Below are 12128 nucleotides of genomic sequence, written 5' to 3' on the forward strand. Positions count from 1 at the left end.
GTCTGCTTTCACGGACGCCCCAAGATGAGCGATGCGCTTACGGGATACACGGGCCAGATCATCCGCTATTCCAAACCGTGCCTATGGTTAAAGGACCATTGGATCACCCGCGCCAAGGCTGATCTGGGCGCGCAATACGCATAAGCGCTTCCTCTCTCTTTAAATGTCCCGGGGTCCGGGGCTGGCCCCGGTCCGCCGCGGGCCAAGTAACGTGTCGTCTTGATTGCGCGCGCGGCTTGACGGAATCATTCCTGTTCTGCATTATCTGAACAAGCGTTCAATAAATCGGGAGCCAACGCCATGTTCACCCATTCCATGCACTTTGATCTGGGCGAAGATATCAACGCCCTGCGCGATATGGTCCACCGCTGGGCGCAGGAGCGCGTAAAGCCGATGGCGGCAAAAATCGACACAGATAACGTCTTCCCACCCGAGCTTTGGGCAGAAATGGGCGAGCTTGGTCTGCATGGCATCACGGTTGACGAAGACTTCGGCGGCTCGAACATGGGCTATTTGGCGCATGTGATCGCGGTTGAGGAAATCGCGCGCGCGTCGGCGTCTGTTTCGCTGTCTTATGGCGCGCATTCCAACCTTTGCGTCAACCAGATCAGCCTCAACGGTACGCCCGAGCAAAAGGCGAAATACCTGCCTGATCTGGTCTCGGGTCAAAAGGTCGGTGCGCTGGCGATGTCAGAGCCCAATGCAGGCTCTGATGTGGTGTCGATGAAGCTGCACGCGGAAAAGCGCAACGATCACTACCGTTTGAGCGGCAATAAATACTGGATCACCAATGGTCCTGACGCCGATACGCTGGTGGTTTACGCGAAAACCGATCCTGATGCGGGTTCCAAGGGCATGACTGCCTTTCTGATCGAAAAAAGCATGACGGGTTTCAGCACATCGAACCATTTCGACAAGCTCGGCATGCGCGGCTCCAATACTGCCGAGTTGATCTTTGACAACGTCGAAGTCCCGTTTGAAAACGTTCTGGGTGAAGAGGGCAAGGGCGTGCGCGTCCTGATGTCCGGTCTTGATTATGAACGCGTTGTCCTGTCGGGCATTGGCACGGGCATCATGGCAGCCTGTCTTGATGAAATCATGCCATATATGGTTGAGCGCAAGCAGTTCGGTCAAAGCATCGGCAATTTCCAACTGATGCAGGGCAAGATCGCGGATATGTACACGAAAATGAACACGTCGCGCGCCTATGTGTATGAGGTCGCCAAGGCCTGCGACAAGGGGCAGGTCACACGCCAGGACGCTGCGGCCTGTGTGCTTTATTCCTCTGAAGAGGCAATGGTTGTCGCGCATCAAGCCGTGCAGGCTATGGGCGGTGCCGGTTTTCTGAATGATAGCCCTGTTGCGCGTATTTTCCGCGATGCCAAGTTGATGGAGATCGGCGCGGGTACTTCCGAAATCCGCCGTATGCTGATCGGGCGCGAGCTGATGGGGGCGATGGCGCGCTGAGATGCTGGAAAGCGGTCGCTCATATGACGCGCTGAGGACGGGTTTCCGCTGGGACGTGCCTGCCAGGCTAAACATGGCTGCGCAGGTTTGCGATAAATGGGTTGAGTCCGCTGAAAAGGGCTATGGGCGGCAGACGGCAATCATTGATCTGACAGACGGCGCGCGCCGCGATGTCAGCTACGCCGAGCTGTGGGCGCATTCGCGCCGCGTTCAGGTTGCTTTGGTGGCGCAGGGCGTCACGCGCGGTGATCGTGTCGGTGTGCTGCTGTCGCAATCGCCCCTTACGGCGGCAGCGCATATTGCCTGTTGGCGAATGGGGGCGATTTCGGTTCCATTGTTCAAGTTGTTTCGGCAAGAGGCATTGGCGGCGCGCGTCGCTGATGCAGGTTTGCGGGTGGCTGTCACCGATACCGAAGGTGCGGCAATGCTTAACGGTTTGGGGGTTGAGGCAATCACGCAAGCTGAATTGCCAGCCAACATGAATGCACCCGATGCCGATGAGACAGGCCCAAACGATCCTGCCGTATTGATCTATACCTCTGGCACCACGGGCGCGGCCAAAGGGGCATTGCACGGTCACAGGATACTGACGGGGCATTTGCCCGGCGTCGAAATGAGCCATGATTTTCTGGGCCAAGACGGCGATATTCTGTGGACCCCGGCCGATTGGGCATGGATTGGCGGGCTTTTCGATGTGTTGATGCCGGGCCTCGCGCTTGGGGTGCCTGTCGTGGCGGCGCGTTTGCCAAAGTTTACGCCCGAGGGCTGCGCCGAGGTGATTGCGCGTTCCGGCGCGCGCAACGTTTTCTTTCCTCCCACGGCGCTTCGCATGCTCAAAGCCGCAGACCAGCGCATAGAGGGTCTTCGCAGCGTCGCCTCTGGCGGCGAGCCATTGGGCGCGGAAATGCTTGGCTGGGGGCAGGCGGCCTTCGGGCTGACGATCAATGAATTCTACGGCCAGACGGAATGCAATATGACCGCGTCCTCTGCGTCAACGCTGTTTGAGCCGCGACCATCGTGTATCGGCAAACCGGTTCCGGGGTTCGAGATTGCGGTCCTGGACGAGCAAGGTGCCGAAAGCGAAACGGAAGGCGATATCGCTATCAGACGCGGTGCGGCTTCGATGATGCTGGCGTATTGGAACAAACCTCTCGAGACGGCAGAAAAGTTTCGCGGTGATTGGATGCTTACAGGGGATCGCGGCATTTGGGATGCAGGCTATTTGCGCTTTGTCGGCCGCGAGGATGATGTGATTACCTCCTCTGGTTATCGCATTGGCCCGGCTGAAATCGAGGACTGCCTCTTGATGCATAAGGCTGTCGCAACGGCTGGTGTGATCGGTAAGCCCGATCCGCTGCGCACGGAGATCGTCAAAGCCTATGTCGTTTTGAAAGAGGGCTTCGCGCCAAGTAACGAGTTGGCAACAAATCTTCAAGCATTCGTTAAAGAACGACTTGCATCCTATTCATACCCAAGAGAAATTTCCTTTCTGGATGAACTACCCATGACCGTCACTGGTAAGGTCATCCGTAAAGAGCTCAAAGCGCGTGCATGCGCCGAAATGGAGACATCATTATGAAGCTGACCAGCAAAGCCCTGCCAAGCTCGGCAGAGTTTCAGGCCAATGTCGCGGCCCATGAAGAGGCGCTCGCACGGATCGCACAGGTCGCCAGCACCGCAGCGCTTGGTGGCCCGGAAGCGTCGCGCGAGCGTCATGTGGCGCGCGGCAAGATGTTGCCGCGGGACCGTGTGGCAAATCTTCTGGATGTGGGTTCGCCCTTTCTTGAAATCGGTGCAACGGCGGCGCATGGCATGTACGGCGATGTCGCGCCAAGCGCGGGTGTGATCGCGGGGATCGGCACGGTTGAAGGCCATGACGTGATGATCGTGTGCAACGATGCCACTGTGAAAGGTGGCACCTATTATCCGATGACCGTCAAGAAGCACCTTCGCGCACAGGAGATCGCCGAGGAAAACAATCTGCCCTGCATCTATCTGGTGGATAGCGGCGGCGCGAACCTGCCCAATCAGGACGAGGTTTTCCCGGACCGCGATCATTTCGGGCGCATCTTTTACAATCAGGCGCGGATGAGCGCCAAGGGCATACCGCAGATCGCGGCGGTCATGGGGTCGTGTACGGCAGGTGGTGCCTATGTTCCTGCCATGAGTGATGTGACCATCATCGTGCGCGAGCAGGGCACGATTTTCCTTGCTGGCCCGCCTTTGGTGAAGGCCGCAACGGGCGAGGTGGTAACAGCTGAGGATTTGGGCGGCGGCGATGTGCATACGCGCCTGTCTGGTGTTGCGGATTATCTGGCCGAGGATGATGCCCATGCTTTGGCCCTTGTGCGCCGCGCTGTGAGCCATCTGAACCGTGCAAAGCCAAGCACCGTGCAATGGCAAAGCGCTGAAGAGCCAGCCTATGATCCTGCCGAGTTGTTCGGTGTTGTCCCTGCCGATCTGCGCACGCCTTATGACATCCGCGAAGTGATCGCGCGGCTTGTGGACGGATCGCGGTTTGACGAATTCAAACCACGGTACGGCGAAACTCTGGTGACAGGCTTTGCCCATGTGAAGGGGTGCCCGATCGGGATTATTGCCAACAATGGCGTGTTGTTTTCCGAGGCCGCGCAAAAGGGTGCGCACTTTGTCGAACTGTGCTCGCAGCGCAAAATCCCGCTGGTCTTCTTGCAGAATATCACCGGTTTCATGGTCGGTCGCAAATACGAGAATGAAGGCATTGCGCGTCACGGCGCAAAGCTGGTGACTGCGGTGGCGACCACCTCTGTGCCGAAAGTGACCATGCTTGTTGGTGGCTCTTTCGGGGCGGGCAACTACGGGATGGCGGGGCGCGCCTATCAGCCGCGTTTCTTGTGGACATGGCCCAATAGCCGCATTTCTGTCATGGGCGGCGCGCAGGCTGCCGGGGTGTTGGCAACAGTGAAACGGGACGCGATCGAGCGTAAAGGCGGGGCGTGGTCTGCGGATGAAGAGGCCGCGTTCAAACAGCCGACCATCGATATGTTCGAAGAGCAAAGCCATCCGCTTTATGCCTCTGCGCGGCTTTGGGATGACGGTGTGATCGACCCTCGCAAAAGCCGCGATGTTCTGGCGCTAAGCCTGTCTGCCGCGTTGAATGCGCCCATTGAAGAGACACGCTTTGGCGTGTTTCGGATGTAGGGGTTATTTCTCATGCAAAACATAAAGAATGTCTCGCAAGATATTGTATATAAAAAGGTAAATCGAAATGTTTGATTGCATATTGATCGCCAATCGCGGTGAAATTGCGTGCCGCATCATTCAGACGGCGCGCGCCATGGGGCTGCGGTGCATTGCGGTTTACTCGGACGCGGACGCACAGGCGCGCCATGTCGAAATGGCGGATGATGCCGTGCATATCGGTGGCTCTGCGCCAGCTGACAGTTACCTGAAGGGCGACGTGATTATTCAGGCCGCTCGCGACATGGGTGCGCAGGCGATCCACCCGGGTTACGGCTTTTTGTCAGAGAATCCCGACTTCGTTGAAGCGGTCGAGGCTGCGGGTCTTACCTTTATCGGTCCTAGCGCCAGTGCCATCCGGGCAATGGGGTTAAAGGACGCCGCTAAGGCCTTGATGGAAAAGGCAGGCGTTCCAATCGTCCCCGGCTATCACGGCGCGGATCAGGATGATGACTTGCTGGCCGAAGAGGCCGCAAAGATCGGCTATCCCGTTTTGATAAAAGCCGTCGCAGGCGGCGGCGGCAAGGGGATGCGGCTGGTCGAGGAACCAAGCGCATTTGCAGAGGCGCTGAAAAGCGCGCGCTCTGAAGCGAAAGCGGCTTTCGGCAATTCCGATGTTCTTGTTGAGAAATTCGTAACCAAACCGCGCCATATTGAGGTGCAGGTGTTTGGCGATGGTACCAAAGCAGTTCATCTTTTTGAGCGCGATTGCTCGCTTCAACGACGTCACCAGAAGGTGATCGAAGAAGCGCCAGCGCCGGGCATGACGGACGAGGTGCGCCAAGCTATGGGCGATGCGGCGGTGCGCGCGGCCGAAGCGATTGGCTATGCCGGGGCGGGGACGATCGAATTCATCGTCGACGGGTCCAACGGTTTGCGCGCGGATGGGTTCTGGTTCATGGAAATGAACACGCGTTTGCAGGTGGAACACCCTGTAACAGAGGCCATAACGGGTGTTGATCTGGTTGAATGGCAGCTGCGCGTTGCTGCGGGCGAGGCCTTGCCGCTTGCGCAGGCGGATATTCCGCTGAACGGGCATGCGTTTGAAGCGCGCCTTTACGCCGAGGACGCGCAGAACGCGTTCTTGCCTGCGACGGGCCGCCTGGCGCATTTGCGTTTTCCCGCTGATGTGCGGGCTGACACTGGCGTGCGCACGGGCGATGAAATCAGCCCGTTCTATGATCCGATGATCGCTAAAATCACCGTTTACGGCGCAACGCGCGAGATTGCTTTGTCCAAGCTGCGCAAGGCTTTAGCCGATACAGAGGTTGCAGGAACGGTAACAAACCTTGGTTTCCTTCATGCGCTTGCAAGCCATGAGGGGTTCGCTCGGGGCGAGGTGGATACAGGCCTTATCGCGCGCGAGCAGGCTGCATTGACGCAGAGCGCCCCGTTCACGTCGCAAGTGCTGGCTAGCGCTGCGCTATGCGGTGCGGATCTGGATCGCGAAAACAGCGCGCAGGGCTTTAGCTTGTGGCAACCGCTGGCGCGCAGGATTGATCTGCAAAGCGGGGGGGAGGATTTTCCCTGTACACTGCGTTTTGACAGCGCAACGCGCGTTCAGATAGAAACGCCGCTTGGATCCGTTTGTGCAACGCGCGGCCCCGCGCGCTGGACGCTTGACGGGCGCGCGCCCAAAGCGGCGCTAAAGGCAGGAAATTCCGTTTATATTTTCGGACCGAATAGTGCGCGTTTTGACCTGCCCGATGCTTTGGATCGCACGGGTAGCAACGGCGGAGATCTGGACGTGGTGCTTGCGCCGATGCCCGGTTTGGTCAAATCAGTATTTGTGAAAAACGGACAAGAAGTGACCGAAGGAACCCGCATTGCTGTGCTTGAAGCTATGAAAATGGAACATTTATTGCTTGCACAACGTGATGGCGTTGTGGCCGAGGTTCTGGCGTCAGAGAATAGTCAGGTGGAAGCAGGTGCAGCCCTTGTGCGCTTTGAGCCGGAAGAGGAAAATGCGACATGAGCGAAATCGTCCTGCATCATTGTCCGCAAACGCGCTCGATGCGTTCGTTGTGGTTGCTTAATGAACTTGAGGTGCCGTTCCGAATTGCGCTTCACTCTTTCGATAAAAGCCTGCGCGATCCGTCCTATCTGGCGCTTTCGCCGGCGGGGCGGGTGCCCGCACTTGAGATCGACGGGGAGCGGATGTTCGAAACAGGCGCGATCACGGAATACCTGTGCGAGCGTTTTCCGGACGCGGGGCTGGGGCGCGAGGTTGGCAATCCTGATCGTATGGCCTGGCTCGTTTGGGTGCATTTTGCTGAAACGATCAGCCAACATGTGGCAGCGCTGACCCAGCAGCACATCATGCTTTATGATGACGCCATGCGTAGCCCTGTGGTGATGAAACTGGAGGCGGCGCGGCTGTCCAAATGCTTTGACGCGATTGAAGCGCGCCTGAGTACACCGATCGAAAACCGCGACACGCTTCTGACAAGCGGGTTTTCTGCCGCGGACATAAGCGTCGGGCAGGCGGTTTATCTGGCGCAAAAGTTTTGCAAGCTGGATAACCATCCTGCAACTGCGGCGTGGTTCAAGCGATTGGAAGAGCGCCCGGCGTTCCAAGAGAGCCTGCCTGATGAGGGTTTTCTGCTCTACACCAAGGACTTTTATCCTGCTTGGGATCCAGATGCATGAGCGGGTTCGTCGAGGTATTCGAGGTCGGGCCGCGCGACGGTTTGCAGAATGAAAAGCGCCTTATCAGCGCTGCGGAAAAGATTGCGCTGGTGGACCTGCTTAGCACCGCCGGATTTCGCCGTATCGAAGTGGCAAGTTTTGTCAGCCCTAAATGGGTGCCGCAAATGGCGACCAGCGCAGATGTGCTTGGCGGTATCAAGCGTGCAGATGGCATTTCCTATGCGGCGCTGACGCCAAACATGCGCGGGCTTGAGGGCGCGATCATGGCCAAGGCGGATGAGGTTGCGATTTTTGGCTCTGCCAGCGAAGGGTTTTCCAAGGCGAATATCAACGCGAGTATCGCGGAGAGTCTGGAGCGTTTCCGCCCCGTTGCAGAAGCGGCAAAGGGCGCAGGCATTCCCGTGCGCGGTTATATTTCCTGCGTGGTGAATTGTCCCTATGATGGTCCGACACCGCCACAGAGCGTTGCTGCGGTTGCCCGCGAATTGCAAGCGATGGGCTGTTACGAGCTGTCCTTGGGCGATACCACTGGACACGCTTACCCGAGCGAGATCAAAGACATGTTCCGCGCAGTGCGCGATGCTGTACCGGACGCACGGCTTGCAGGGCACTACCATGACACTAGCGGGCGGGCGCTGGAGAATATCGAAGCCTCGTTGCAAGAAGGCGTTCGTGTGTTTGATGCGGCGATTGGCGGGCTCGGGGGCTGCCCCTATGCGCCGGGCGCTGCGGGTAATGTTGCAACCGAAGCGGTGCATCAACGCCTGCGCGATCTGGGTTACACCACCGGACTGGATGCAGGTATTTTGGAACAGGCAGCAAAAATGGCGCAGGCGCTGCGCAGTGCGGAGACGACAGCATGACCTACGAGACAATCCGTATCGAGACAGACGCGCGCGGCGTTGCGACGTTAACCTTGGCGCGCGCTGACAAGCATAATGCGATGTCAGAGCAGATGCTTGATGATCTGACCGCAGCGGCAGGTGAGATCGCACGCGATCCTTCTATTCGGGTGGTTATCTTGGCGGCGGATGGCAAAAGCTTTTGCGCGGGCGGTGATCTGGCGTGGATGCGCGCGCAGATGGAGATGGATCCTGCGACGCGCTCTGCGCAGGCAGGCAAGCTGGCCTATATGTTGCAGGCGCTCGATACGTTGCCGCAACCGTTGATCGGGCGCATTCATGCGAATGCTTTTGGCGGCGGCGTCGGCATGGCCAGCGTGTGCGACATTGCAATCGGGGCAGAGGGGTTGCTGATGGGGCTAACCGAAACGCGCCTTGGTCTGATCCCTGCAACGATTGGCCCTTATGTCGTTGCGCGTATGGGCGCGGCAAATGCACGGCGGGTCTTTATGTCTGCGCGCCGCTTTGGCGTGGATGAGGCGGTGACGCTCGGGCTGTTGGCGAAGGCCGTGCCGGCGGATGAACTGGACGCAGCCATCGAGGCAGAGGTAAGCCCTTATCTTTCCTGCGCGCCGGGGGCAGTTGCCGAAGCAAAGGCCCTGATCCGCGCGCTAAGCAAACCGATTGATACGCAGGTGATCGAGCATACGATCAAGGCGCTAGCCCATCGTTGGGAAAGCCCCGAGTCGGGCGAGGGTATTGCAGCCTTCTTTGAAAAGCGCGCGCCGAACTGGTTGCGCAGCGAATAGAGGCGCGAAAGTCAGGCGCGCCATAGCGACTAGCGGATTGTAAATAAAGGAATCGCCGCCTTTGGGCGCAGGAATCCGCATGATGGGCTATTAATTCACCGCTGCGGCGGACGCATTATCCTGACGAATTGCCGCATTTTCGATGCATCTGGCAGTAAACCCTTGAAAACAAGCTATATGCATAAAGATGAATGCGTTCAATTCTTGCTGCCTGTTAGTTGACCCTCTGGACGCGTCTCGGTAAACCCCGTTGCAAGCCAAACACGTCATCTTGGCGCGTCTTTGTGCGTTCAAAACCGAAGGGAACCGTTCTTCGTGGAAGACATAGCAAGAGAATACCTCCCCATCATTATCTTTCTGGCCGTCGCTATTGGTCTCGGATTGGTCTTGATCCTCGCCGCAATCGTCATCGCTGTGCGCAATCCCGATCCTGAAAAAGTGTCGGCCTATGAATGCGGATTTAATGCATTTGACGATGCGCGCATGAAGTTCGATGTGCGTTTCTATCTGGTTTCGATCCTCTTCATCATCTTTGATTTGGAAATTGCCTTCCTCTTCCCTTGGGCCGTGGCCTTTAAGGATGTGAGCATGGTAGGTTTCTGGTCGATGATGGTCTTCCTTGCGGTCCTCACCGCGGGCTTTGCCTATGAGTGGAAAAAAGGAGCGTTGGAATGGGAGTGATGGCAGGAACAGCAACGGCTGGCGGCGATCGCGAGCATGCAACAAAGGCCTTGAACGCGGAGCTTGCGGACAAGGGCTTTTTGTTGACGTCCACGGATGACATCATCAACTGGGCGCGCACCGGTTCGCTGCACTGGATGACCTTCGGTCTGGCCTGCTGCGCGGTCGAAATGATGCACACCTCTATGCCGCGCTATGACCTTGAGCGTTTCGGCACAGCGCCGCGCGCGTCCCCGCGTCAGTCCGATCTGATGATCGTAGCGGGAACGCTGACCAACAAGATGGCGCCCGCGCTGCGTAAGGTTTACGATCAAATGCCAGAACCGCGCTATGTGATCTCGATGGGATCCTGTGCGAACGGCGGCGGCTATTACCATTATTCCTATTCGGTTGTGCGCGGCTGTGACCGCATCGTGCCTGTAGATGTCTATGTGCCGGGCTGCCCGCCCACGGCCGAGGCGCTGCTTTATGGCATTTTGCAACTTCAGCGCAAAATGCGCCGCACCGGAACAATTGCGCGCTAAGGCGCGCTTGAGGAGACTTTGATGAGCGACGCGCTGCAAGAGTTAGGCACCCATATCGAGCTGAAACGCCCTGATTGCGTTTTGGGTTGGGCGGTTGAACACGATGAGCTGAACGTGAGAGTGGCCCCGGCAAATATTGTCGGGTTTGTCGAGTTTTTGAAAACCGATGCAAATTGCCGCTTTTCGACCTTGGTGGATATTACTGCGGTCGATTACCCCGAGCGGGGCAAGCGTTTCGACGTTGTTTACCATTTCCTGTCGATGTACCGGAACCAGCGCATTCGCTTGCGCCTGGAAGTTCGTGAAGAAGATATGGTGCCATCCATCGTTGATGTGCACCCAAGCGCCAATTGGTTCGAGCGTGAAGTCTATGACATGTTCGGTCTGCTCTTCTCGGGTCACCCCGATCTGCGCCGCATTCTGACGGATTATGGTTTCCGTGGTCATCCGCTGCGCAAGGATTTCCCGACAACCGGCTACACAGAAGTGCGTTACGACGAAGTTGAAAAGCGTGTTGTCTACGAGCCTGTGAGCCTTGTTCAGGAATACCGCCAGTTTGATTTTATGTCCCCTTGGGAGGGCGCGAAATACGTGCTGCCCGGTGACGAGAAACAGGAGGAGGCGAAATGATGGACGGCTCCAAGTTTGACGACGGTTCTGTAGACGCGCTTGCGGGTGAACAGAAGATTCGTAACTTCAATATCAACTTCGGCCCGCAGCACCCTGCGGCGCACGGGGTTTTGCGTCTTGTACTGGAACTGGACGGCGAGATTGTTGAACGCTGCGATCCGCACATCGGCCTGCTGCATCGCGGCACTGAAAAGCTGATGGAAAGCCGCACGTACCTGCAAAATCTGCCGTATTTCGACCGCCTCGATTACGTGGCACCGATGAACCAGGAACATGCCTGGTGCCTCGCGATTGAAAAGCTGTGCGGTGTTGAAATTCCGCGCCGTGCGTCGCTTATTCGCGTGCTTTATTCCGAGATTGGCCGCGTGTTGAACCACCTGCTGAACGTGACAACGCAGGCCCTGGACGTTGGTGCGCTGACGCCGCCGCTCTGGGGTTTTGAGCAGCGCGAACAGTTGATGGTGTTTTACGAGCGTGCCTGCGGCGCGCGTCTGCACGCAGCATATTTCCGCCCCGGCGGTGTGCATCAGGATCTGCCCGATGCGCTTTTGGATGATATCGAGGCATGGACCTTCGAATTCCCGAAATTCATGGACGATATGCATGGTTTGTTGACCGAGAACCGCATCTTCAAGCAGCGTAACGCGGATATTGGTGTGGTGACGGAAGAGGACATTCTGAACTACGGTTTCTCTGGCGTGATGGTGCGCGGTTCCGGCTTTGCATGGGATTTGCGCCGTGCGCAGCCCTATGAGTGCTACGACGAGTTCGATTTCCAAATTCCCGTGGGCAAGAACGGCGATTGCTATGATCGTTATCTGTGCCGCATGGAAGAGATGACACAATCCGTGTCGATCATCCGCCAAGCCATTGTGAAACTGCGTGAAGCCACGGGCGATGTGATGGCGCGTGGCAAGCTGTCCCCGCCAAAGCGCGGCGATATGAAGACGTCGATGGAATCCCTGATCCACCACTTCAAACTTTACACAGAAGGTTTTCACGTACCTGCGGGTGAAGTTTATTGTGCGGTCGAAGCGCCTAAAGGCGAGTTCGGTGTTTACCTTGTCGCTGACGGATCGAACAAACCATATCGCTCCAAAATTCGCGCGCCGGGTTTCTTGCACTTGCAGGCGATGGATCATGTTGCGGTCGGTCACCAACTGGCGGATGTGGCTGCGATCATCGGCACGATGGATGTTGTCTTCGGGGAGATTGACCGATGAAGCATCTTGCCTTGTTTGTGGCATTGCCTTTGGCCCTTGCGGGATGCGTTGACGTGCCTGCCACGAGCGGCACTGGCGCAGCGG

The 12128-nt window shown here is 57.5% G+C and carries 11 protein-coding genes; all 11 read left to right on the top strand.

From position 1 onward, the window contains the following. Window positions 1-300: 300 nt before the first annotated feature. The 11 genes from WBC85_RS15780 (at window position 301) to WBC85_RS15830 (ending at window position 12044) form a co-directional block, all read left to right on the top strand. Window positions 301-1467, top strand: coding sequence for an isovaleryl-CoA dehydrogenase (locus tag WBC85_RS15780; RefSeq protein WP_424439442.1), 1167 nt, complete (start codon window positions 301-303; stop codon window positions 1465-1467). Window position 1468: 1 nt separating this feature from the next. Beyond that, the gene (locus tag WBC85_RS15785) at window positions 1469-3046 is read left to right on the top strand and encodes an AMP-binding protein (RefSeq protein WP_424439445.1); all 1578 of its coding nucleotides are present in this window, start codon (window positions 1469-1471) and stop codon (window positions 3044-3046) included. Beyond that, entirely contained in the window at window positions 3043-4647 is a 1605-nt protein-coding gene (locus tag WBC85_RS15790; protein WP_424439448.1) for a carboxyl transferase domain-containing protein, read from the top strand. The genes WBC85_RS15785 and WBC85_RS15790 overlap by 4 nt, the downstream gene beginning before the upstream one ends. Before the next feature lie 67 nt (window positions 4648-4714). Then, the gene (locus WBC85_RS15795; protein WP_424439451.1) at window positions 4715-6661 is read left to right on the top strand and encodes an acetyl/propionyl/methylcrotonyl-CoA carboxylase subunit alpha; all 1947 of its coding nucleotides are present in this window, start codon (window positions 4715-4717) and stop codon (window positions 6659-6661) included. Next, window positions 6658-7335: a glutathione S-transferase family protein gene (locus tag WBC85_RS15800; protein WP_424439454.1), complete on the top strand. Its 678-nt coding sequence runs from the start codon at window positions 6658-6660 to the stop codon at window positions 7333-7335. The genes WBC85_RS15795 and WBC85_RS15800 overlap by 4 nt, the downstream gene beginning before the upstream one ends. Beyond that, entirely contained in the window at window positions 7332-8198 is an 867-nt protein-coding gene (locus tag WBC85_RS15805) for a hydroxymethylglutaryl-CoA lyase (protein ID WP_424439457.1), read from the top strand. The genes WBC85_RS15800 and WBC85_RS15805 overlap by 4 nt, the downstream gene beginning before the upstream one ends. Then, the gene (locus WBC85_RS15810) at window positions 8195-8986 is read left to right on the top strand and encodes a crotonase/enoyl-CoA hydratase family protein (protein ID WP_424439460.1); all 792 of its coding nucleotides are present in this window, start codon (window positions 8195-8197) and stop codon (window positions 8984-8986) included. Before WBC85_RS15805 ends, WBC85_RS15810 begins: the two co-directional genes overlap by 4 nt. Window positions 8987-9301: 315 nt before the next feature. Next, complete coding sequence (locus WBC85_RS15815) at window positions 9302-9667, top strand: NADH-quinone oxidoreductase subunit A (protein WP_424439463.1); 366 nt, start codon at window positions 9302-9304, stop codon at window positions 9665-9667. After that, window positions 9658-10191, top strand: coding sequence for a NuoB/complex I 20 kDa subunit family protein (locus WBC85_RS15820; protein WP_424439467.1), 534 nt, complete (start codon window positions 9658-9660; stop codon window positions 10189-10191). Before WBC85_RS15815 ends, WBC85_RS15820 begins: the two co-directional genes overlap by 10 nt. 21 nt (window positions 10192-10212) lie before the next feature. Next, window positions 10213-10821 carry an NADH-quinone oxidoreductase subunit C gene (locus WBC85_RS15825; RefSeq protein WP_424439470.1) on the top strand — a complete coding sequence of 203 codons (609 nt, stop codon included), beginning with the start codon at window positions 10213-10215 and terminating at the stop codon, window positions 10819-10821. After that, the gene (locus tag WBC85_RS15830) at window positions 10821-12044 is read left to right on the top strand and encodes an NADH-quinone oxidoreductase subunit D (RefSeq protein WP_424439473.1); all 1224 of its coding nucleotides are present in this window, start codon (window positions 10821-10823) and stop codon (window positions 12042-12044) included. The genes WBC85_RS15825 and WBC85_RS15830 overlap by 1 nt, the downstream gene beginning before the upstream one ends. The last annotated feature ends 84 nt before the right edge of the window (window positions 12045-12128 follow it).

The organism is Planktotalea sp., from assembly GCF_049680325.1.
Lineage (GTDB): Bacteria > Pseudomonadota > Alphaproteobacteria > Rhodobacterales > Rhodobacteraceae > Planktotalea.

Excerpts from the sequence above, each read along its gene's own strand:
- WBC85_RS15800 (WP_424439454.1), top strand. The coding sequence starts at position 6,658 with ATGAGCGAAATCGTCCTGCATCATTGTCCGCAAACGCGCTCGATGCGT.
- WBC85_RS15785 (WP_424439445.1), top strand. The coding sequence starts at position 1,469 with ATGCTGGAAAGCGGTCGCTCATATGACGCGCTGAGGACGGGTTTCCGC.
- WBC85_RS15810 (WP_424439460.1), top strand. The coding sequence starts at position 8,195 with ATGACCTACGAGACAATCCGTATCGAGACAGACGCGCGCGGCGTTGCG.
- WBC85_RS15820 (WP_424439467.1), top strand. The coding sequence starts at position 9,658 with ATGGGAGTGATGGCAGGAACAGCAACGGCTGGCGGCGATCGCGAGCAT.
- WBC85_RS15830 (WP_424439473.1), top strand. The coding sequence starts at position 10,821 with ATGGACGGCTCCAAGTTTGACGACGGTTCTGTAGACGCGCTTGCGGGT.
- WBC85_RS15780 (WP_424439442.1), top strand. The coding sequence starts at position 301 with ATGTTCACCCATTCCATGCACTTTGATCTGGGCGAAGATATCAACGCC.
- WBC85_RS15790 (WP_424439448.1), top strand. The coding sequence starts at position 3,043 with ATGAAGCTGACCAGCAAAGCCCTGCCAAGCTCGGCAGAGTTTCAGGCC.
- WBC85_RS15825 (WP_424439470.1), top strand. The coding sequence starts at position 10,213 with ATGAGCGACGCGCTGCAAGAGTTAGGCACCCATATCGAGCTGAAACGC.
- WBC85_RS15805 (WP_424439457.1), top strand. The coding sequence starts at position 7,332 with ATGAGCGGGTTCGTCGAGGTATTCGAGGTCGGGCCGCGCGACGGTTTG.
- WBC85_RS15795 (WP_424439451.1), top strand. The coding sequence starts at position 4,715 with ATGTTTGATTGCATATTGATCGCCAATCGCGGTGAAATTGCGTGCCGC.